This is a genomic window from Lutibacter flavus (assembly GCF_900188355.1).
GTDB lineage: Bacteria > Bacteroidota > Bacteroidia > Flavobacteriales > Flavobacteriaceae > Lutibacter > Lutibacter flavus.
Genome location: NZ_FZNX01000001.1, coordinates 147,671 through 170,953, shown reverse-complemented (window position 1 = coordinate 170,953; position 23,283 = coordinate 147,671). Strand labels below are relative to the sequence as shown.

The 23,283-nt window shown below is 31.3% G+C and carries 15 protein-coding genes; 1 reads left to right on the top strand and 14 read right to left on the bottom strand.

From position 1 onward, the window contains the following. Positions 1-2: 2 nt before the first annotated feature. Entirely contained in the window at positions 3-3,146 is a 3,144-nt protein-coding gene (locus tag CHB63_RS00750; protein ID WP_089376526.1) for a glycoside hydrolase family 2 TIM barrel-domain containing protein, read from the top strand. A 7-nt stretch (positions 3,147-3,153) separates the two neighbouring features. Here CHB63_RS00750 and CHB63_RS00745 read toward each other — a convergent pair whose 3' ends face one another. From CHB63_RS00745 to CHB63_RS00680, 14 genes are all read right to left on the bottom strand, one after another. Continuing rightward, positions 3,154-4,086 (bottom strand): alpha/beta hydrolase, encoded by a 933-nt coding sequence (locus CHB63_RS00745; protein WP_089376525.1) that lies wholly within the window; start codon positions 4,084-4,086, stop codon positions 3,154-3,156. 4 nt (positions 4,087-4,090) lie between these two features. Beyond that, the gene (locus CHB63_RS00740) at positions 4,091-4,843 is read right to left on the bottom strand and encodes a rhamnogalacturonan acetylesterase (RefSeq protein WP_089377536.1); all 753 of its coding nucleotides are present in this window, start codon (positions 4,841-4,843) and stop codon (positions 4,091-4,093) included. 47 nt (positions 4,844-4,890) lie between these two features. Further along, entirely contained in the window at positions 4,891-6,321 is a 1,431-nt protein-coding gene (locus tag CHB63_RS00735; protein WP_089377535.1) for a Gfo/Idh/MocA family oxidoreductase, read from the bottom strand. A gap of 40 nt (positions 6,322-6,361) precedes the next feature. After that, the gene (locus CHB63_RS17285) at positions 6,362-7,258 is read right to left on the bottom strand and encodes a pectinesterase family protein (protein WP_089376524.1); all 897 of its coding nucleotides are present in this window, start codon (positions 7,256-7,258) and stop codon (positions 6,362-6,364) included. 17 nt (positions 7,259-7,275) lie between these two features. Then, positions 7,276-8,400, bottom strand: a complete 1,125-nt coding sequence (pelA, locus tag CHB63_RS17280) for a pectate lyase (protein ID WP_089376523.1) — start codon at positions 8,398-8,400, stop codon at positions 7,276-7,278. Positions 8,401-8,417: 17 nt separating this feature from the next. Next, entirely contained in the window at positions 8,418-10,037 is a 1,620-nt protein-coding gene (locus CHB63_RS00720) for a DUF5060 domain-containing protein (protein ID WP_089376522.1), read from the bottom strand. Between the two features lie 10 nt (positions 10,038-10,047). Further along, a complete protein-coding gene (locus tag CHB63_RS00715; protein ID WP_089376521.1) occupies positions 10,048-11,673 on the bottom strand; it encodes a glycoside hydrolase family 43 protein in 1,626 nt (541 codons plus the stop codon). Beyond that, positions 11,670-12,719, bottom strand: a complete 1,050-nt coding sequence (locus CHB63_RS00710) for a Gfo/Idh/MocA family oxidoreductase (RefSeq protein WP_089376520.1) — start codon at positions 12,717-12,719, stop codon at positions 11,670-11,672. The genes CHB63_RS00715 and CHB63_RS00710 overlap by 4 nt, the downstream gene beginning before the upstream one ends. Before the next feature lie 6 nt (positions 12,720-12,725). Further along, complete coding sequence (locus tag CHB63_RS00705; RefSeq protein WP_089376519.1) at positions 12,726-13,973, bottom strand: glycoside hydrolase family 88/105 protein; 1,248 nt, start codon at positions 13,971-13,973, stop codon at positions 12,726-12,728. Between the two features lie 12 nt (positions 13,974-13,985). Next, positions 13,986-14,438, bottom strand: a complete 453-nt coding sequence (locus CHB63_RS00700) for a cupin domain-containing protein (RefSeq protein ID WP_245856723.1) — start codon at positions 14,436-14,438, stop codon at positions 13,986-13,988. Positions 14,439-14,443: 5 nt separating this feature from the next. Then, positions 14,444-15,442, bottom strand: coding sequence for a DUF4861 family protein (locus tag CHB63_RS00695; protein ID WP_089376517.1), 999 nt, complete (start codon positions 15,440-15,442; stop codon positions 14,444-14,446). A gap of 23 nt (positions 15,443-15,465) precedes the next feature. Then, positions 15,466-16,413, bottom strand: coding sequence for an alpha/beta hydrolase (locus tag CHB63_RS00690; RefSeq protein ID WP_089376516.1), 948 nt, complete (start codon positions 16,411-16,413; stop codon positions 15,466-15,468). Between the two features lie 65 nt (positions 16,414-16,478). Continuing rightward, positions 16,479-18,338 (bottom strand): right-handed parallel beta-helix repeat-containing protein, encoded by a 1,860-nt coding sequence (locus CHB63_RS00685; protein WP_089376515.1) that lies wholly within the window; start codon positions 18,336-18,338, stop codon positions 16,479-16,481. Positions 18,339-18,344: 6 nt separating this feature from the next. Continuing rightward, positions 18,345-23,283 (bottom strand): pectinesterase family protein (locus CHB63_RS00680; RefSeq protein WP_176420168.1); only part of this gene is annotated, 4,939 nt, incomplete at its 5' end.

The window sequence follows — 23,283 nt, the reverse complement described above, 5'->3', positions numbered from 1 at the left end:
TAATGAAAAATCTAGTTTTAAAAATCATATTAACACTTACTGTCCTATTCACTTTTAATTTTTCTTTTAGTCAAAATGAAAAGCCAAATTGGCTAGATGAAACAAAAAATGAAGAAAACCGAGAACCGATGCATTCTTCTTATTTTGTTTATGAAAACGAAAAATTAGCCCTTCAAAACGATTGGACGAAATCTAACAACTACATAAGTTTAAACGGTAATTGTAAATTTAAATGGGTTGAAAAACCAACTGATTTACCTAAAGATTTTTTTGAAACCAATTATAACGATAGTACTTGGGATACCTTTAAAATTCCAGCAAACTGGGAAGTTAACGGTTATGGTTACCCTATTTATACAAATATTCCTTACGAGTTTAATAATTTAATACCTATAAATCCGCCTAAAGTTCCTACAGAATATAACCCGACTGGAGTATATCGTAAAACAGTAACTGTTGGCGAAAATTGGCTTAAAAATGATGTTTATTTAAACATTGGGGCCGCAAAATCTAATTTAAAAGTTTGGGTAAACGGAACTTATGTTGGATATGGAGAAGATAGTAAACTCCCTCAAGAATTTAAAATCAATGATTATATACGAAAAGGTAAAAATACTATTGTTTTAAAATTAATGAGATGGAACGATGGCTCTTATTTAGAATGTCAGGATTTTTGGAGAATTAGCGGAATTACAAGAGATTGTTATTTATATGCCCGAAATAAAACCCACTTAAAAAACATTGAAATTATTCCCGATTTAGATGATAACTATATCAACGGAAAATTAAAAATAACTACTTCATTTTCAACAGAAAAGAAGACCAAATTCAAAGTGAAATTTCAACTAAAAGATGGTAAAACTATTTTAATTGAAAAAATTTCAAAATTGAATGATTTAATTGAAAATCCAATTATAGAATTTTCAGTAAATAATCCTAAAAAATGGAGTGCTGAAATTCCAAATTTATATAAACTAAGTTATACTTTAACCGATTCAAAAGGCAACATTATTGAAGTTATTCATAAAAATATTGGGTTTAGAAAAGTAGAAATTAAAGATGGTCATTTATTGGTAAATGGAAAAGCCATTTATATAAAAGGAGTAAATCGCCATGAAACAGATCCAATTACTGGTCAAACTATTTCTAAAGAAGCCATGGAAAAGGATATTAAAGTTTTAAAGGAATTTAATTTTAATGCCGTTAGAACATCACACTACCCTAACGATCCATATTTTTATGAGTTATGCGACAAATACGGAATGTACGTTGTTGATGAAGCTAATATTGAATCTCATGGTATTGGCTATGATACTGACAAAACTCTTGGTAACAAACCTTCTTGGGAATTAGCACATTTACAAAGAATGCAACGTATGATTGAACGTGATATAAACCACCCTTCAATTATTATTTGGAGTATGGGAAATGAAGCTGGAAATGGTTATAATTTTTATCGAGGTTATTTATGGATGAAAAATAGTGATTCATCAAGACCAGTGCAATATGAAAGAGCACATTTAAATTATCATAGTTTAGATTTCGATTGGAATTCTGACATTATAGATCCGATGTATGCTTCTCCAGAAATGATGGTTTCATATGCCGAAAAAAACAAAACACAAACACGTCCGTTTATTCAATGTGAATATGCACATGCTATGGGTAATTCTATAGGGAACTTCAAAGATTATTGGGATATTACACGGAAATACCACAATTTTCAAGGTGGTTTTATTTGGGATATGGTAGATCAATCTTTATTAAAAATTAAGGAAGATGGCACTAAAATATTTGCATATGGTGGCGATTATGGTCCAAAGGACGTACCAAGTGATAATAATTTTTTAAATAATGGTGTTTTTTCTCCAGACAGAAAACCAAATCCACATGCATTTGAAGTTAAAAAAGTGCAGCAAAATATTTGGACATCCTGGGCAGCTAAAGAAAATAGAGATATTGAAGTATTTAATGAGTTTTTCTTTAAAAATTTAGACAACGTATTTTTAAACTGGGAGCTTTTAATTGATGGAGAAAAATTTACCGAAGGAATTATTGAAAATTTGGATATTAAGCCGCAGGAAAAGAAAACATTTAAATTAAATTTTCAACTACCAAAAAGCAATTTTAAAGAAGCTCTTGTAAATTTTTCGTATCGTTTAAAAGCTAAAGAACCATTTTTAGCAAAAGATCACGAAATTGCCTCAAATCAATTAAAATTAGTAGATAATTGGAGTAGTTCTATCAAAGTTACTGGAAAAGAAACTATAAAAACTTCAAAAAAAGAGAATAGTTTAATTTTTACGAGTAATGAATCTGAACTAATTTTCAATACCAAAACAGGTTTTATAAATTCTTATTCACACAATAATAAACCTATTATTAAAAACGGATTTGAATTAAAACCAAACTTTTGGAGATCCCCAACAGATAATGATATGGGCGCTTCTTTACAGACTAAATTACGTGCCTGGAAAAATGCTGTTGACAGCATATCTCTCAAAGAATTTACTCATAAAATTGATGCAAATAATAAACTATTTGCGAAAGCTACTTATAGACTTCCACAAGTTTTTGCTGACTTAATTATTAACTACGAATTTTCAAGCACATGTGAATTACTAGTACATCAGGAAATTAAAATAGATGAAGATGCTGTAGTGCCAATGTTACCAAGATTTGGAATGGAACTGGTTTTACCAAAGGATTTCAACAACATTAAATATTATGGAAGAGGACCTCATGAAAATTATATAGATAGAAATTTCTGTACAAATGTTGGCGTTTTTGAGCAGACAGTTTCTGAACAATACTTCCCATATATTCGACCACAGGAAACAGGAAATAAAACTGATATTCGTTGGTATTCACTATTAAATGATACTCAAAAAATTACTTTTGAAGGAAGTACATTATTAGAAATAACTGCTCTACATTATTTAAATGAAGATTTAGATGATGGTTTAGAAAAAAATCAGCGTCATGCTGGCGAAATTTCAGAAAGAGATTTAACCAGAGTAGCCATTGACTTTAAACAAATGGGCTTAGGAAGTGTCAATTCCTGGGGTGCGTGGCCATTGGAACCATATAGGTTAACCGATAAAAACTATTCACTTAAGTTTAAAATAACGCCAACAAGTAATTAAGTTTTAATTATTCCATTAAATTATTAATTTTTAACCAGTTCTCACAATCTGTTGGCCAATATTGGCTGGTACTTTTAACACCCAACCCAAAACCGTGACCGCCATTTTGGTAAATATGTATTTCTGCAGAAACTTTATTTTCTTTTAATGCAAGATAATAATTGATACTGTTTTCAACAGGAACAGAACCATCATCAGTTGCATGAATTAAAAAAGTTTTTGGAGTTTCTGAGTTTACTTGCTTTTCATTAGAATATTTAATGATTAATGATTCTGAAGGTGATTCACCTAATAAATTGGTTTTAGATCCATTATGCGTAACTCCATCCATCATCGAAATTACTGGGTAAATTAGAATTGAAAAATTTGGTTTGGCACTTGTGGTATCTTTAACCTCATAAACAACATCATTATAATGTGTCGATAAAGTAGCTGCTAAATGTCCACCAGCAGAGAATCCCATTATTCCAATTTTATTAGCATCTATATTCCATTTTTTAGCTTTTCGTCTTACAAACCGCATGGCTTCTTGAACATCTTGTAAAGGCCCAACTGTTTTATCTTTCATTATAATATCACTTGGCATTCTGTATTTTAAAACAAAAGCTGTTACTCCCAAACTATTAAACCATTTAGCAACTTTAAATCCTTCTTTATTGATAGCTAAATGTCCATATCCGCCTCCCGGACAAATTACAACAGATGTTCCATTTGAAATTTCTTTATTTGGCAAAAATATCGATAAAGTTGGTTGCACAACTTTGCTAGTCCCGCTTAATTCTCCATCTTTAATTACTTCAATTTCTTGATAATCTTTATTAATTATAGCTCCCGGAATTGTATTTGACCATAAATTAATTATTTCTGATTGTGCCAACAAACTAAAATTAGATGATATTACCACAGCACTAATCCATAGATATTTCTTTAAGCTTTTCATAGTATTATATTTTTAAATTGATATAATTTATCAATGAGTTATTCATTTTTTTCAACTCATTAATTACCATTTTAGCAACTTCAGTTGCTCCTTTTTCAGACAAATGTGTATTGTCTTCTTTACCTTCTGGGTAATATGGTATTTCACCAGCTTTATAATGTAAATGCAACTTTAATGAATCCTCTACTCCATAAGATTCTTCTAGTTGTTCAGTTAAATATTGAAGATCTATAAAGGGAATATTTAATTCTTTGGCTACCAAACGAGCTTCCATTGGATAAGCACCATGAGTATCTACTAATGTTCCAAATTCATTGAAATTTCTTCTAACTATTGAAGAAAAAACTATTGGTATTGCCTCTTTCTCTAGAGTTTCTTTTACAAAACGAATTAAATTATTACGATAGGCTGTATGTGGATTGGTGTATCTTTTCGGATCTTTCTCTTTTTGATCATTATGACCAAATTGTATAAAAACATAATCTCCTTTTTTTAAGGTTTTCAACACCGAATCCCAACGCTTTTCAGTGATAAAACTTCTAGTACTTCTACCATTAACAGCTCTGTTATCTATTACAACATCACTTGTAAAAAAATCTGGTAGTATTTGAGCCCATCCTCTTTCTGGATTTTCTTCTGGATTTGGCTTATTTGCCATTGTAGAATCCCCAATTGTATAAATAGTGATTTGTTGAGCTGTCGCGCAACTACTAAATAAAAACACAATTGAAACTATTAACATCCATTTAATTCTCATATTAATCCTATTTAATTTATTTTTAAATTTAGTTTGAATTAACATAATTAGCCCCATTTATTGATTTGAGGGACTAAATCTGTTAGATCAGCAATTTTTATTGGCATACCAGTATCAATACTTTTACGTGCAGCAATTCCAACTAAAACGGCTAATGAACCATCTCTAACATTTGCAGGATGATTTAATGCAGGATTTACACTTTTACTTCTAAAGATTTCATCAAACATTAATTTGTCTCCTCCCCAGTGTCCAGATCTTACATATGGAAATTCTATTCTTTTATAGTCTTTAAAGTTACGCTGCGTAACTATTTCATGAAATTTATGCTCCATTTTTGTATGTGAAGAATTATCCATTTCCTTTTCATGAAGTTTAGCCTCATCTTCATTTTCTGTATTTCTCCAAGGAATCCCTTCATGAGTTTCTAATCTTCCATCCTTCCCGTTAAAAGCAATTCTAAATCCTTCAAATGGCGAGTAGGTTGTTAGTGAGTAAGTTACCTCAACATTATTAGCGTATTTTACTAAAACGGACATTTTATCGAAAATGTCAATTTCCTCTCTCCATAAACAATTGTCTCTTAAATATCCATCGTACTTTTCATTCTGAACATATAAATCCATGTATTTTTGTTTCTTGGTGATATCCCAATAAAACTCACATTCTTTAGTATGCTCACAAGATCTGCAATTTTCGCCTCTAAACGCGTTATTTTTACCATACTTTTCTAATGCTCCATTTGCATAAACTTCAACCGGATCCGATCCAATAAACCAGTTTAATAAATCAAAATGATGAGCAGATTTATGTAATAAAAGAGTTCCAGATTTATCTCTAATTCCGTGCCATCTTCTAAAATAATCAGCTCCATGAAACGTATTTAAATACCAGTTTAAATCAATTGAAATTAAATCTCCTATTTCTTTAGTTTCAATAATTTCTTTCAATTTTGTAAAAACCTTTCCGTACCGATAATTAAAGGCCATTATTAATTTTCCTTTTGATTTTCTTTGAGCATCTAAAATTACTTGACATTTTTCTTCATCGGTAGTCATTGGTTTTTCAGTAACTACATCAATATTTTTATTTAGTCCTTTTACAATAAATTCGTGATGGGTAGCATCAACAGTTATAACCATTAATAAATCTATATCAACAGTATTTAGCATCTCGTCAAAATCTGTAAATGTTGGACAATCAGCACCAATATTTTTTTTAGAATACTCAAGTCTTCCTTTGTTTATATCACATAAACCAACAAATTCTACTATATCGCCATATTCTTCCTTCAAAAACTTACCATAAAATGAGTTTCCTCTGCTTCCGGTTCCAACCATAGCAACTCGTTTCTTTCCGGTTGCTTCATTTAAAATATTACTAAAAGCCGGGGAAATTATCATTGATCCTGCAACTGCAGCTCCAGCTGTTTTAACAAATTTTCTGCGAGTTATTTCATTTTTGCTTTTTGAATTCATAATAAAGAATATTTTAATTTTTTGATTTACATATTTTAACCTAATTATTATACCAAATTGGATTTGAATCCCTATTTTTTTTACCAACTAAAATATTTTTAGCAGTATATTTTTTTGCTTTGGATTTTTTAAGTTGATGGGACCATAAAACTCTTTTAGTAGGATTGGAACCATCTCCAATAGAATTGTATTCTCCATAAAATGAAGATTCTTCGGCGTCTTTTTTACCCCAATTATGCCAACCGTCTGGTTTTATATGTGTTCCCATTTCGCAGTTTATAAAGACCGTTTTAGCATAAATTCGCCAAGGTCTTCCTAAATAAACATCTGTCACATTTTCATCTGCTGTTAACTTGCAATTTTTAAAAACATAACCAAACTTCTGATTTTCAGGTGTTGATGCTGCTGTAATATAAGAATTTGCTTTACTATGAATCGTACAATCTTCAAACAAAACAGTAGCTTCTCCAAATATAAAATCGGTGCTCCCTTCAATATAGCAGTTTTTAAAATATTGCTTAAACCCTTCTCCAGCTGTATAAACTGTATCTTGATAACCTAAAAATGCACAGTTTTCAAAAAGCGCTCTGGTTGCATTTACACTTAAAGCAACTGCTTGTCCAACTTCACCTGCAGTATTTTGAATAGTTAAATTTTTAGCAATAAAATCGTTCCCTTCAACTAAAACTGTTGATGAATGAAAAGTGCTATTTCTACCTAAATTAATTTTATCGAAATAATCATTATAAGTAATAATTGTTTGCTCTTTACTTTCACCTAAAAATGAAACTTTTGTATTCCATGAATACACATGAACTTTCTCCTTATAAACACCGTTTTTAATGTTTACAATTACTCTTTCATAAGGGAAAGATTTAGAATTATTAATTGCTTCCTGAATACTGGTATAATCTCCACTTCCGTCTTTAGAAACAATTACATTATATTCATTTTTTAGTTTTTTTTTACAGTTTCAATTTTATCTTTTGAAACAGTATACTTTTTTTTCCACTTGACATATTTCTTAAAAACTTCTTTAGGTTCATTTGTATACCAGGCATAACCATTTCTACGTTCTGCCCCGATTTCAGCCAAGGTTGCTTTTTTAATTCCATCACGATCACAGAAAAAAGGAGTGTTATCATCCAATTCCATAAAACGAGCCCAAATTGGTTTCGCATTTTCATCTGGAACCATTATTTTATTAATAATTTTACCTTTTTCATTATAAATTCGATCTTCACGAAGTCCATTAATTTGAACTTTTTCAAACCATTTTACAGCACTATTTACAGCTATCTTTATCTCTTCTGATGGATTCTCAAGAGTCATTAACAACAACACAATTTTAGCTGATTCTTTTCCACTTAAAGAAGGCAACTCATAGGCTCTAGCTTTGGCTGGCGCTAAAGTATTTTCATCATGTTGTGCACACCAACTTGTTAAAACACCATGTTGCTTATATTGAGTTTTTATAATGCAATCAATACCTTTATCAAAAGCAATTTTAGCTCTCTCAATTATTTCTTCAGATGGTTTAATTGAAAAATAATTCGTTTTATTTTTAATTTCTTCCAGTACCTTTAAAATGTTAACCATGGAATCATCGTTATACGTAATGTGCGTATAATATCCCTTTCTTAAAGGATAATATTGAGGCCATCCTCCATTATTATACTGTGCTTCTAAAATATAATCTAAGCCTAAAAGAAATGCCTTTTTATACCGTTCATCAGGTACTTGTCTGTACATTTTAGAAAGAAAAATCATTTCCTGATAGGTTGCTCCATTATCTGTTGTGCAACCTTTTGTTGAATTTTTAAGATCTATCAGTTCTTGCTTTTCATCATCCGATAATGGTTTGTGCATTTGGATATTTTTCTCCCATCCACCAATATTTCTTTGATACAACAATACATTTTCAGCTATTTCTTTGGCTTCATTTGAAGCAAACCAAGAACCTTCTTCTTTATTCGTAATACTTTCCCACTTTTTATTATGTACTTGGGACTGAACATTAGTTACAATAATTAAAAAAAGTGCATAAAAACAAATTGATTTTATATTATTTATTGTCATTATTTCTAAATATTTATTTAATGAATTTCCGTAATTCTTAATGCTATATATGGTTTTAAAGGCAATCGAATATCTTTCATATCTTTATCATAAAAGCGGTAATTGTCAATTGCTTTGGTTTCAAATGTTATTGGATGTGTAGTTATAGTCATATCCCAAGTATCAATAATTTCGACTTTAAATTTTGTGCCAGGTTTTAATTTTTCTAAATCACCGTTTTTCTTAGGCAAATTAAAAAACCAAGATTCGTTAACTTCATTTCCAAAATATATTAAATAATAACCTTTTCCTGCTGATGCCGTATTTAAATCGCGACTAATGTCAGCCATAAATAATGGTTCAGGAGCTTCTTCAACAATATCCCTTAAAAATGAAATTCGTTTCCAGCTAGTTCCTTTAAATGAACCGCCATCTGCCCAATAGATAGTATCCTTTTCATTATGAAACATATAAGTTTCGCCGTGGGTAACATAAGTCCCTGCAATAATTCCATTCCATACTAAATGTGTCATTTGTTCTGGACTATGCCTTCCCCAACGTGATTTTAAATTACCTTCGTAACCAACCTCATCAAAAACAATAGGTTTTTTGTAAATATTTCTTAAGGTTGCTGCAGAATATGAGTTCAATACAGGTGCTTCATCTTGGATACTAACATGTGTAAATTCTGGTTTCCAATAATTATAATAAGTGGACGTTGACCCATGAATAGAGCACATATGCATATAAGGGTCGTTTTTTACAACAGTCTTAGTTAATAAATCCCAATCTTTAACAGTTTTAGCTTTTAGAAAATCCCACTCATTTGCAAGCGACCACCAAATATTTTTAAAAGATGCTAAGCGAGCTGTTAAATATTTTAAGTATTTTAAATTAATATCATTTGGCATTGAATCAAATCCCCATCGACCTTTATCGTATGGGTGAAAAAGAATTAAATCAGCTTCAATTCCAAGTTTGGCTAAATCATCTATTCTTTCTTCTAAATGCTGAAAAAATAGAGGGTTGAATTTCTCAAAATCCCATGTAAATACTTTCTTTCCTTTAGTATCTGTCTCTATTTTTTTAACTTCAAAAGGATAAAATATTGGTTCCTCTTTAACTAAAGTATAATCTTTCGGAAAAACGCACATTCTCACTTTATTAAATCCTGATTTTTTTAAAGATCTAAGTGTTTCTTCTTGAAGTTCATTTCCCATATGTTGCCATGCATAAGCAGTAGTTCCAAAAGGATAGTAATTTTTACCATCAGCATGTTTAAAATAATAAGTATCACTAACTTTTATAATTCCGTGGTTTTTGCCTGTTGCTTTTATACATTCAAAACTTCCTTTTTTATTATTAAATGAATCTATATTACTTAAAATAATATAATTCCATTTACCAATTTCTTGTGGCATAAAACGAATTTTAAAAATGTCATTTCCATCGTAAAACCCACTAACAAAAAAGGTGGTGTCAGAATTAAAGAATTTCGCTGAAAGTTGCACATCATTAAAACTATTTCCTTTATTATGATGTTGTAGTTTAATTTCAAAACGATTCCATTGTTCAACTTTTTCTTGAGCAAAAATTTTGAAACTATTTAAAAAAACTAGCACTATTATTATGGCTGAATTCTTGAAATTTAATTTCATAATGAATTTATTATTTTGTTATTTTAAAATAATCTACATCAGCATATCCTCCACGTTTGGCTTCTTGTGTGCTAACATTAAATATTCCAACTTTTGCGCCTATCCATTTACCTGGTTGCGCTTTAAAAGGTTTTCCAATTTTATTAAATTTATTACCATCTTCAGAATAACTAAATTGACACATAGCATCTGGAGCAGTTACTTCCACCCTAAAATAAGCTGAATTCGATTTCAATCTTTTTTCTGAAATTATTTTTTCCTCAACACCTTTTATAGCACCAATTGCTTCTGTCTGTTTAATAAAATACCCGTTTTCGTCATGAGATATACTTAATGTTGCGTAATCCATTCCCATAATTATAAGTCCGGCTGTTTTACCACTTATAGCTTCTTCAGGATATAATGAAATTTTGGTTGATGCTGTAAAATTTGGAGCAGGAAATTTTTGAAGTAATAAGTTTGGGACCATCCAAAGATTTTCTGAGTCTTCAACAGATTTAATTGAAAAAAGTCTTAAAAAATCGTTTCCAGGTAATTTAGCATGCCACAAAACATTCGGATTTGCATTCCATTGCCATTGAAGTCCTATATTAAAATTATCAAAATTATCTGTTTCCACAGGTGTTTCAATGGGATAAATTTTCCCAACATTGGGTTTTTTATAAGACATAACAGGCTCACCTATACCATTACCATCAAAATCTTGTCCCATTACTGGCCAATCTTTTTCCCAAACAACAGGTTGCAGGTGCACTATTCTTCCATAGGCTTCAACATCTTGAAAATGATAAAACCAAGATTCCCCACTCGGAGTATCAACCCATGCGCCTTGATGTGGGCCATTTATATTTGTACTACCCTGTTCTAAAACTACTTTTTCTTCATAAGGGCCATAAATGTTTTTTGACCTTAAAATAAGTTGCCAACCTGTTGCAACACCTCCTGCAGGAGCAAAAATATAATAATAACCATTTCTCTTATAAAATTTTGCACCTTCCACAGTGTCATGATTATCATGACCATCAAAAACATGAATCCCTTTATCTATAACTTTAGTTCCTTCAGGATTCATTTTATTGACAGTTAATAAACTTTTAACACCAGCTCTACTTCCTGCATATGCATGCACTAAATACACTTCTCCATTATCATCCCATAGAGGAGAAGGGTCTATCAATCCTTTTCCTTCCATAACTAAAATAGGATCTTCCCATTTTCCATAAGGGTCTTTCGTTTTCACCATATAAATTCCAAAGTCCGGATCTCCCCAATAAATGTAAATTTCATCATTATGATAACGAATACTTGGTGCCCAAACACCATTTCCATGTTGTGGTACTTTAAATGTTTCATCTGGAATTTGTATTTGTAATGCGTGGTTAATTAATTTCCAGTTCACCATATCTTTTGAATGCAAGATTGGCAATCCTGGAGCCGCGTTAAAACTGGAAGCAGTCATATAATAATCATCTCCAACTCTTACAACATCGGAATCGGAATAATCTGAATATAAAATTGGATTTTTATAGGTACCATCTCCATTATCTGCAACCCAAACTTGCGAAATTGTTTCCGTTTGTTGTGCCATTATACAAACAAAACTAAATAAAAACAAAATTGCTATTTTTTTTTTCATAGTTGAATTACCATTTTTTCTTTATTACTTTTAATTGCGGCTTCAATAACTTTAATTACATTTTTACCATCTTCTCCAGAAACCGGTACTGATTTATTATTTCTTATTGCCCCATAAATTCCATCATAATATTCCATATAATCTCCTTTTAAGGTTGGGATATATTCCATTATAATTCTACCATCCTTCTCTGTATGCAATAATCCGTTTTCGCTTTCAGGCTCCATTCCCCAATCAGTAGTTCCTGGCTTTTTTTCAGCTTGCAACTCTTTTTCCTGAATATCAGCTTTAGATTTAATAAAAGAACCATTTCTACCATGAAAAATATTTCCTGGCAACGATTCTCTCACAAAATAACTAGATTTAAGAGTTACACGATGTGAATCATAAATCAATTTAACATCAAAATAATCTGCTACTTTTGAATTTAAACGAAAGGTGTCTAAATCTGCAAAAACAGAATTAGGCAAACCAAATAACACCAAAGCCTGATCAATTAGATGTGAGCCCAAATCATACAAAGTCCCTGTGGCTGCAGTTGGAGTTTCTTTATGAACTTTATAACTTAAACCTGGTTCAAAACGATCATAATGCATCTCTGCTTCTATAATTTCGCCAAGTATTCCTTGATCCAATATATTTTTAACCGTTAAAAAATCACTGTCATACCTTCTATTCTGATAAACCGAAAGCATTACATTTTTCTCTTTTGCTAATTTGATTAACTCCTCCGCCTGCTTTGCAGTTGCGGTAATTGGTTTTTCTATTATTATATTTTTACCTGCATTAATAACTTGCTTTGCAAAATCAAAATGAGTTACACTTGGTGTGTTAACAACAACTAATTCAATATTTTCATCTGCTAACATTGTCTCCAATGTTCTAAATGTTTTTATAGTTGGATATTTCTCCTGCGCTAGGTTTTTTGTCCTTTCTAAAACTCCATACAAATTGAAATTAGGATTTACAGAAATAAAAGGCGCGTGAAAAACAACACCACTCATTCCAAATGAACATAAAGCGGTTTTTATTGGAGAATTATTCATTTTAGATTATCTGTTTAATTCAAGACTTGCCATAATAAAAGGTCCTGTTCCTTTTGGATCGTTAGAACGAATAATTTCATTCATATAATACTCAAAAGATCCATCTCTATAAGGATTACCTCCTAAACCTGCAACACCACAACATTTATTAAGATTCACAACTCCATTATCTTCAATAGAAATTAAATTGTCTAAAAGCCCTTGATAACCTTTTTCCGCAACTGCTAAATATTTTTTATCTAAATAGCCTTTTCTAACACCTTTTGCGAATGCATAAGTAAACATAGAAGTTCCTGTAGCTTCTAAATAATTTCCTTCTCTATCTCCCTGATCTAATACCTGATACCATAAACCTGTTTCATGTTGCACTGCAGTAATTGCTTCTGCAAACTGGTTTAAGTAAGTAATAATTCTTTCTCTTCCTGGATGATTTTCAGGTAAAAAATCTAAAACATCTACCATTGCCATTCCGTACCAACCCATTCCTCTTGACCAAAAATGTTGAGAATTTCCCGTTTCTTTATTTGCCCATCTTTGTTCTTTGCTTTCATCCCATCCGTGAAAAAGAAGTCCTGATTTTTCATCTCGACTATGCTTTTGGATTAAATCAAACTGAAGTACAACATCATCAAATATTTTTTGGGCTTTATCTTTATCTTCAACAAAATCCAACGCATATTTAGTATGAAAAGGTTCAGCCATATACAATCCGTCTAACCACATTTGGTTTGGGTATATTTTTTTATGCCAATACCCACCATCTGATGTTTTTGGCTGTGTTTCCATTTGACTATTTAAAGTTTCAATAGCTTTTAAGAAACGTTCTTCGTTTGTTTTTGAATACAAATACAGCAGTACATCTCCAGATTTAATCATATCCAGATTTTGATTTGATAATTTGTAGGTATTTATAGTTCCTATACTATCAATCATCTCATCAGCATATTCATATATATAATCATAAATTTTCTGATTATTAGTTTGTTCATAAACTCTTGAAGCAGCACTTAAAACCAATCCATTTGTATAGCTCCATTTTGGCGTTTCTCTAAAATCTAATAAAGAAGCTTTTGGGAAGCGTTGTATTTCTGAAAGCATCATTCTTTCTGACCATTTCAACGTGTCTGAAACTACAAGTTCTTTAACTGATTGATTCTCCTGATTATCTTTTTTCACTTCTTTACAACTTGAAAAAGCTACTAAAACAAAAAATAATCCTACTAAAACTTGAATTGTTTTTTTATAATTATTCATAATTATTAATTTTTAATCCTTTTGATATTTTTTTATAACTAAATATTTTAATTCTGTATCTCCTACATTGCTAATTCCGTGCATAACCATTGATGGACAATACAAACTTGTATATGCTCCAACAGTTTTAGTTTTACCATCCAAAAAGAATTCAGCAGTTCCTTCTAAAACAAAAAAGAATTCGTCTTCTATATGTTTATGTGGCGCGTGTGTTGATTTATGCGGAGCAACCACACTCATTTTTAAAGTGCGCCCATCAATAAACTCTTTATCTGCAAACCAGTATTGATAACCAACTTTGGTCTCTACAGTTTTATCCATAGTAAATTGATTTACACAATTTTCTATTGTAAATTTTGTAATTGAATCATTACTTCTTTCCTGAGCTGAAATCGATTGAAATGAAACTACAAACAAACAAATCATGAAAACCAAGAAAAAACTTTTAAGCTTAAATTTACTCATCAATTTTATTTTAGAGAATTATTAGTATTTAATTCATTTAATAACCCATCTAAATAAGTTAAAAAATCTGCTTCTGTTTTAATTCCATCTTTTTCCTGCTCCCAGGCACCTAAAAAGTAAAATGAAATTTCATTTGTTGTTGGTTTAAATAATAATAAATGGTCGTGTTCCCACTCAGTTACTTCTTTAACTGTTTCAACTTCATAAAATATTGCCATTCCTAAATTATCAGGTACTTCAGCCAATGTTTGTATGCCATAAGTTGCAATATATCCCCATTCTTTATTTTCACTTTCTTTAGTGAAATAATTAACACCGTGTTTTACAATACCTGTACAAATACCTTCAATTTCTTTTGACGGCTGAATACTGTGTTTTGTATATCGCACATCTGGAGTTATCGATAAAACCTGATGTAAATCAATTGCTTCATTTGCCGTATTCCAACCATAATAATCGGTTATAACAGTTGATTTTCCTATTGCATTTTCAACTTTTGCAAATGTTGAATCTACTTTCTTAAAGTGTAAAACTTCATTATTTACAAACCTTCCAATAGAACCAATTCCTAATCCTTTACCAGCTTTTAAAATATCTTGTCCCCAAGATTGTTTTTCATGATAAGAATCAAAACCATCTAAACCTACTTTTGACAGCACCATAGTGTCTGTTACTTTTCCAAAAATATCAATAGCATTTCTCCAGTCTAAATACATTCTGTATCCAACTTTACTACTTTCCCATCCTGGTCCCTCATATCTTATAAACCAAGAATGATCAGTGTGTTCTACAGGTACTTTAAGTTCGGTTACATTCTTAAAATTTCCATCAATATATTCTCTACCTTCCCAGTGCCCTCCTTCTTTAATTGAGATTTCAGCATACGTTGTTAAAGTTTCCGTTTCTTCAATAACTTCGGGTTCAACTGTTGTTTTTTTATCTTGATTTTTACAACCAACAAAACTTATAAGTAGCAAAATTGCCACGATTTTTAATGATCTCATATCTATTAATTTTACTTTTTATTTTATTTAAATATTTTATCCAGAAATGTTGAAATATATAATTCAGTTTCTTTAAACCAAGGTTGAAATAACCAAAAAGTATGAGGGCTGTTTTCTATTGATTCAACCTGATTGAAAATACCATGTTTATCTAATATTTTAATCATATCATCTCTTCCAGCAAGAAAACGAGGATATTGGCTCCCTATAAACAATATTGGTGGTGTGTTTTTATCTGTATGTGTTAATGCAGAAGCATTCATCCAGGTTTCAAGCTTTTCTGTTGAGTTTCCACCTAACCAAAATCCGGCCATTTCTCCTTCAGATGATTCTGGATGTTTAAATGCTAAAACACCATCTAGATCAACTATTGCTTGTACATTTGAGGATTGAATGTAATTATTATTTATTTCTTCAAAAGCAGGATTGTTATTTGTAGTTCCAATTAATGCAGCCATTTGTCCACCCGAAGAAGAGCCTAATACAGCTACCTTTGCAGTATTAATATTATAGTTATCTGCATTTGCTTTTATAAATTGAATGGCTCTTTTTACATCATGAATCCCTGCCGGGAACTTTGCCTCTAATGACAACCTGTATTCAACAGTAAAACAAGCATATCCTTTTGATGCCAAGCTTTGAGCTAGAGGAATCATATGAGATTTATTACCAGATCTCCATCCACCACCATGAATTAAAATTACTGCAGGTTTTAACTGCTCGCTATTATTGTAAAAAGCATCTAAATGTAATTTCCGTTCACCTATTTCTTTATAAACAATTTCCTTTTTTACAACAACATTTTCAAATGTTTGCGGCTTTACAATTTTAATTTGTGGAAACTTTTTTTTGTACTTAATAAATGAACTATATACTGAATAACTTGTATCAAGTTTTGCGGTATTTTGAGAAATTACACTTGCAGCAGTCGTTAAAAAAAAGAATGCTATCAAGTGTAATTTTAAACTCATTTTAATTATTATATAATTCACAATTATTTAAAAATTACTAGAATGCATATTTACTTCTAGTTTATTTATTTTTCAAATGCACCTATATCTGGTGCAGATCCAGTAAATTCAATTCCAACATCAACACCAGCATCAATAAGATCACTACCTGTTGCCAATTTCATAAAATCTATACTTGGTAAACTACCATCAACATTTCTAGGGCTACTTAATAAATCCATATCTAAACTTACAAAATCATCAGAAGCAATAGAAATATTATTTTGCCAACTGTTATTGGCTATATCAGTTGTTGTAGCTTCAAAACTATCAGAACTTCCGCCAGCTAAACTAGCAGTGTTTTTTATAGTTAACGAATTCGCAATATTTCCAGTACCAAAACTGATATTATTACCATTACTATAAGCTGAACAGTTGTACATTGTTACATCACCCCTATTACTATTATGATCAAAACCATCATGAGTATTACCCGCAGAAATACAGTTTTTATAAACAGCATTGTGTTTTAAAGATTTATCATCACTACCTCCAGTTTTAAAACCGTTACCATCTCCAGCACCTACAGCTCCACTTTTTAAGAGTCCATTTTTAAAAGCCCAACAGTTCTCATAGATAGTACTAATATTATCTGCACCTCTTAAATAACCATCCCAACCATCATCAAGGTTTTGCCATGCTCTACAACCAATAAATTTATTACCTGTACCAGCATCTAGTTTACAAGCAAATCCATCAGCATTTTCAAGTGTAGAGTCAGCATTGTAAAAAGAATCACAATTTAAAACAGTATTGTTTGCTGCTCCATTTCCAATTTGCAATCCTGTATCATGATTTTCACTAAAGGTACAGAATTCGATAATATTGTTATTTCCTTGGATATACATTCCATTATCACCAGCTCCAAATACATCAATACCTTTTATATACCAAAATGATCCTTTTAATTGTATTCCACGGTTTGAAGAATTTTCTGACATAGAAGAAAAATCAAACTTTGGTCTAGATTCGTCGCCTGGATATACAAGTAATGAAATAACATTTCCTGTACTTCCACTGTTATCAAAATCTATTGTTGAATCAAATATATAATCTCCACCGTGAATATAAATCTTCTCACCCGGTTTAGCTGAAGCAATTGCCGCTAAAACTTCTTGAGAAGTACTTACTACAGTACCATCAATAGCAGATGAGTCATAATCACCAGTTCTAAATGTATATACAGAACTAATTGAGGTATTAACTCCATCACTCACTTCTATATGCCAATAATAAATTGTATCATCTTCAACCGAGATTTCTAAGCTAGTTTCTGTTAAGTTTTGCCATTCTTCAATTGGTTCTTGATTACCATCAACTGTATCAGCAAATATTGTAAATGTAAGTTCATCACCATCAACGTCTGTAGCTTCACTTTCCCATTCAAGAATTACTTTTCCATCAACTGGTTTTACAGTTGCTCCAGAAAGTGGGCTTGCTAAGGTAGCAGGAAAAGGAATACTATTAGCTACTCCATCTCCAGTCACATAAAATTTCCATACTTCTGAAGTTGTAACAACATCTCCCGAATTTCTAGAAGTTACTACCCAAGAATAAGGGTAGCCTCTTAAAAGTTTAATAGTTGTTGTATTTGAAGTAAGACCAACATTAAGTGTAATATCTTTAGTAACTAAATTAACTACTGTGATATTATACCTTTCAGTGTCGGCTGATTCCTCCCAACTAAAAGTTACATCCGCTTTGTTCTCAACTACTTCACCTTGCTCGCATTCTTGATTATGTGAAGGTAATAACAACACAGCCTGACCTGGTGTTGTTTCATAAGTTGGAACACCCTCTTCTTCATCTGAGCAAGAGAATATCAGTATACTGGCTATAAAAACCAGAAGAACTTTGGTATTTAATAAATATTTTATGGTTTTCATAATAAATTATTCTTTAATGATTTTTATTGATTGACGAATTGTATCTGAATTTAACGAAAGTGAATACACTCCAGTATTTAAGTTCGTTAAGTCAAGCTCTATTACCCTATTAGAAGGAACACTTTTAGATATTGATATATACTGATTTCCTTTAAGGTCAAACAACATTACATCAACATTAGTATCTATACCTTCAACAAAAACTTGAAGATGCCCTTTTGTTGGGTTAGGATATACAACAACCTCTTCTGAAACAAATATCTCTTCGAAATATTTACCTTGACATGAAGAATCTGTTGTAACCTCAACTGTATTTTTACCAGCAACCAAATCAATTACAACAATTGATTTAGTAGTTGTTGTTAAATTTCCATTATGATTAACATAATAAAGAGAAGCACCATCTAAGTTTAAAGTAATTTGATTATTAGCTTTATTTACAGTTGCGAATGTGTCAAGTGGTGCTGGACCTTCAATAATTACGTTGTAACATTGTTCGAAATTATCTTTTCCTTCAATTGTAATACAAACTTCATACGCTCCAGGATTAAGACCTGTAATATCTAAAGTATATCCATTAGATGAAGATAAAGTTCCGGTTTCATTAGTGCTAGATCCATTAACAGAAACATTATAAGTGTAATCTGTATTTAATGCATTAATATTAATTGATCCGTCACCTCCTCCATTACAAGAAGCAGAAGTAGCAACTAAACTAAAGCTCTCTGCACCAAGTTCAAATACTTCACATCCAAATACATCAATAGTAACACCTTCAGCAGAATTTGGACAATTATCTTCACTATCCACTAAACCATCTAAATCACTATCATCACAAACATCACCAATTCCATCATTATCAAAATCTGCTTGATCCGGATTATAAGTATTAATACAGTTATCTACTGAATCCAATATTCCATCATTGTCTGAATCTTCATTTTCAATAAGGCTAGGAATTGGATCCCAATCATCATTACCTTTTGTAAAATTGAATGTAGTTATTTCCTTACCGTCTGTAAGTGTTGGTGCAGATAATACCGTAGACCAAGATGCACGGTTACCTGAATTGTTTTCACCTGAACTCTCTTTAGTTCCGTACTCATACATAAAAGCAGATTCTCCACCTAATGAGTTTTTCCAACCTTCAGCATCAATCAAAGATTTTCCTGCAAAACCAGTGTATGTAGATACATCTATGTTGGTATTGTAGAATACAACTTCACTTGTTGTTGGTTGCCAAGGTCTTCCAAAAAAGCCTGGTTTAGCACCTTGTGTAGACGCTGTGTTTACACCTGGAACTGTTGATATTATATTACATTCATACATTAAGAAACCTCTACCACTTCCTTGTTGAGCAGCTGTAATATAAGCAGCATCACCACTAGTATCACTTGTATTCAAAACTAAATCAGTTTTATAAAATACTGCTGTCATACCACCAAAAATATAATCAACAGCGCCCATCATAGCACCTTTGTAGGCTACTAATCTGGAATCAGAACCTCCGTAGAAAGTATCTTGTCTACCAACAACCAAACATTTATCTAAGATCACTTTGTCTGTACCATTTGCTACACCAATTGCGGCGCCACGCTCTACGAAACTACGATTTTGAACATCTGTATTACCATAATTAGTTGGTCTTACACCTTTATTTCCACTTGCTAATACTAATACATCTTCAGATTCTTTTTGAGAAATGTATTGATTAAATGAATTCTCAATAATAATATCTTCAGCAATAAATCCATCACTAGAAACAACTAAAGTTGCATTCCAATAAGAAGCATTTGTTGTACCTGAAACATTTGTATACTCTTGATATCCATTTGCTTTGTTTACTTCTAAAGATTCTGCACTCCATTTGTTATCTGTACCTTGACTAAAGTAGTTGTATCCATAACCGTAATAAGCAGTGATACGTACGGCATTATCATCAATATCTACTCCATTATTTGTTAATTCTATACTAGGTTCCTGAGAGTCATTTTTTAAAGTAATGTTAGGATTATTAATCACTACCATTTCCTCATAATTACCTGCATCAATTAATACAGTTACACGCTCATTATTTGGTCTATCCATTTGTGCAATAGCTTTAAGAGCTCCATTAATTGTTTGGAAATCCTTATCAACACCAACCCTTATTTCAGGAGTGTAGTCAACTACTGTTACAACGGCGATGTTAGTTATATATGATGTAGCATTACTTAATATTGTTGCTATACCAGTAACATCTCCAGTATATAAATACTCAACTGTTTCTAAATTAGAAGTACTTCCACTATTTGTAGTTATTGCAGTCCCTCCTTCAATAGAGAAATCTGCAGCATAATAATATGAAACAATCATTTTTTCTCCAGGCTGAAGAGGTACATTAATTTCTCCTCCTGTTTTAAATACTAAATGACCTTTTGCCATTTCATTTTTAATAGTTCCAGCAGTTCCAGTAAATGATAATCCTTTATAAAAAGCAGTACTTGATGTAATAATTTTATCATCAAAAGCCCAATTAGTAACTGGTTTGAAGTTTAATGTTTTAGTTGCTATAGCGCCAGCTATTTCTAAATTTGAAGTAAGTGCAAGCTCAATAGGATATTCATCTAAACCATCTACCGTAATTGCATATACTCCATCTCTTAAAGAAACAGCAGCTATATCATCAAATGTATAACTATAATCTGTTTCATTTAAATTAGAAAATGTTATTGAAAGTTTACCTTGTTGTTCTGTGTCTAATCCTGGAGTTTCAATAGTAACCGCATAAGTTGCTTTTTCTTCAAAAACAACATTTGCTGTTGTATCACTAGTTGAAATCGTAATTGTATTTGCAGGAATTGTATAATCATTCACTCCTTCTGCTGAAATAGTATATTCGATATCGGATTCTAATTGTACTGTGTAAGTACTATTTTCAAAATCAATTACAGATTCTGGTTCGAAAGATGTGTCGGCTTCACTATCTACAGTATAAATTAAGTTAAGATTTGCAATGTTAGATCCTAGACCTTCGATTGAACCAGAAACTTCATAAAGATCTACTTCTTGAATAATAATATTATGTATAGTAGTTGTTTCTCCTAAACTAACATTTGTTTCACTAGTAATAATAAATCCATTTGCATTGTTAACACTCATTTCATAAGAATAACCTGCTGGTAAATCTATTAAATATTTTCCGCCACTAGGTGAAGTTTCCCAAGATTTACCTGCTTCATTAGTAAATAATAAAGTATATCCAGTAGGTATATTTTCTGCTAAAGAAGTATCAACATCTCCTTTTAATGAAACATAAGTTGCTGGTGTACGAATAACTCTAAAATAACTTGGTTTATCAACTGCATCATAAATTTCATAAGTTCCTGAATTTTTTGCAACCCATTTTATTTCAGTGATATCTGCACCTACTGCCATTTCATCATCTTGAACAGAAGGATTATTTACATATTCAAAATGAAAATTACCATTACCATTTTGAGATATTCCAAATAGTGTAACTTCATCATCTTCATCTAAATCTAGACTAATAAAACGAGTTCTAACTCCTCCTCCATTCACATATATTCTACCAGTAAATCCTTCAACCCCAGATGTGTTTTCATCATAACGAGTTAAGTTTGTATTTGTAGTTCTTAATCTATCTGATGTTGGCTTACCTGTCCAACTTAATATTCCAGAAGTAAAATCAGGAATGTTATTTCCTGATGAACCAACTTCGATATCGCTACTATACCAAGCATTGATAGCATCTTCATTCAACATATTAATATATAGAGCTTCATCTAGTTGTTCTGCTCCAAAATCCCAAACATTTGGTAAACTAACAGGTAAATCTTTTTTGTTTAAGATTGTAACATTAAGTGTTGTTGTGTTCTCGTCAACACTTAATAAAGTATCTGTTGTAATTGCATATTCATCTGCATTGTTTAAACTAACATTGTAAGTATTACCAATTGGTAAATTAATTTGATATATTCCATCAGTAACAAAAGTTTCCCATGACTGACCATCTTCGTTTGTAAACTGAATTGAATAAATTGCAGAAATATCACTAGGAGCATCTACATTACCCGTTAATTCAATTGATGGTGCATCACTGCGTATTATTCTATAATAAGATGGTTTTGCTCCATCACCATAAATATGATATGTTCCAGTTGTTTTTGCAATAACTTTAACCTCACTAACACTCTCTCCTTCTTTTGCTAATTGTAATACATCATCTTGAGCTTCATTTTCATCTGCATTTACAAAATGAATTTCACCTTGATCTGCACTCGATGAAGCGAAAATTGTAAGCTCATCACCTTCATTTAGTTCTATACTAAAATAACGACTTGTAGAAGATGAATTTATATAGAATCTTCCTGCATATTCTTCAGATTTTGCATCTGAATCATAACGAGTTAGATTTGTATTAGAACTTCTTAATCTATCTTTATCTGCTTGACCAACCCAAGTTAATACACCATTAGTGAAAGTATCAGGTATTTTTATCCCTTCGGTACCTGGATCAACTCCTTCATACCAAGCGTTGATAGTATCTTCGGTTAATATGTTGTTGTAATTTGCTACATCTAATTGCGCTGCTCCAAAATCCCAAACATCTGGTAATCCGTTTGGAGTTGCAATAATAGTTATATCTAGAGTAGTTGTGTTTTCATCAATGCTTAGCAAAGAGTTACCAACTATTTCGTATCCATCTGCATTTACTAAACTAATGGCGTAAGTAGCATCAATAGCTAATTCTATTTGGTATGCTCCATCAATAACTGTAGTTTCCCAAGTCTTACCTGCGGCATTCATAAACTTAATAGCAAAATCTGAAGGAATTTCTGTTGCTGATGTAATATCAACGTTTCCAGTTAGCTCAATTGTTGGTGCATCTTTACGTACTATTCTATAATAAGATGGTTTTGCTCCATCACCATAAATATGATAT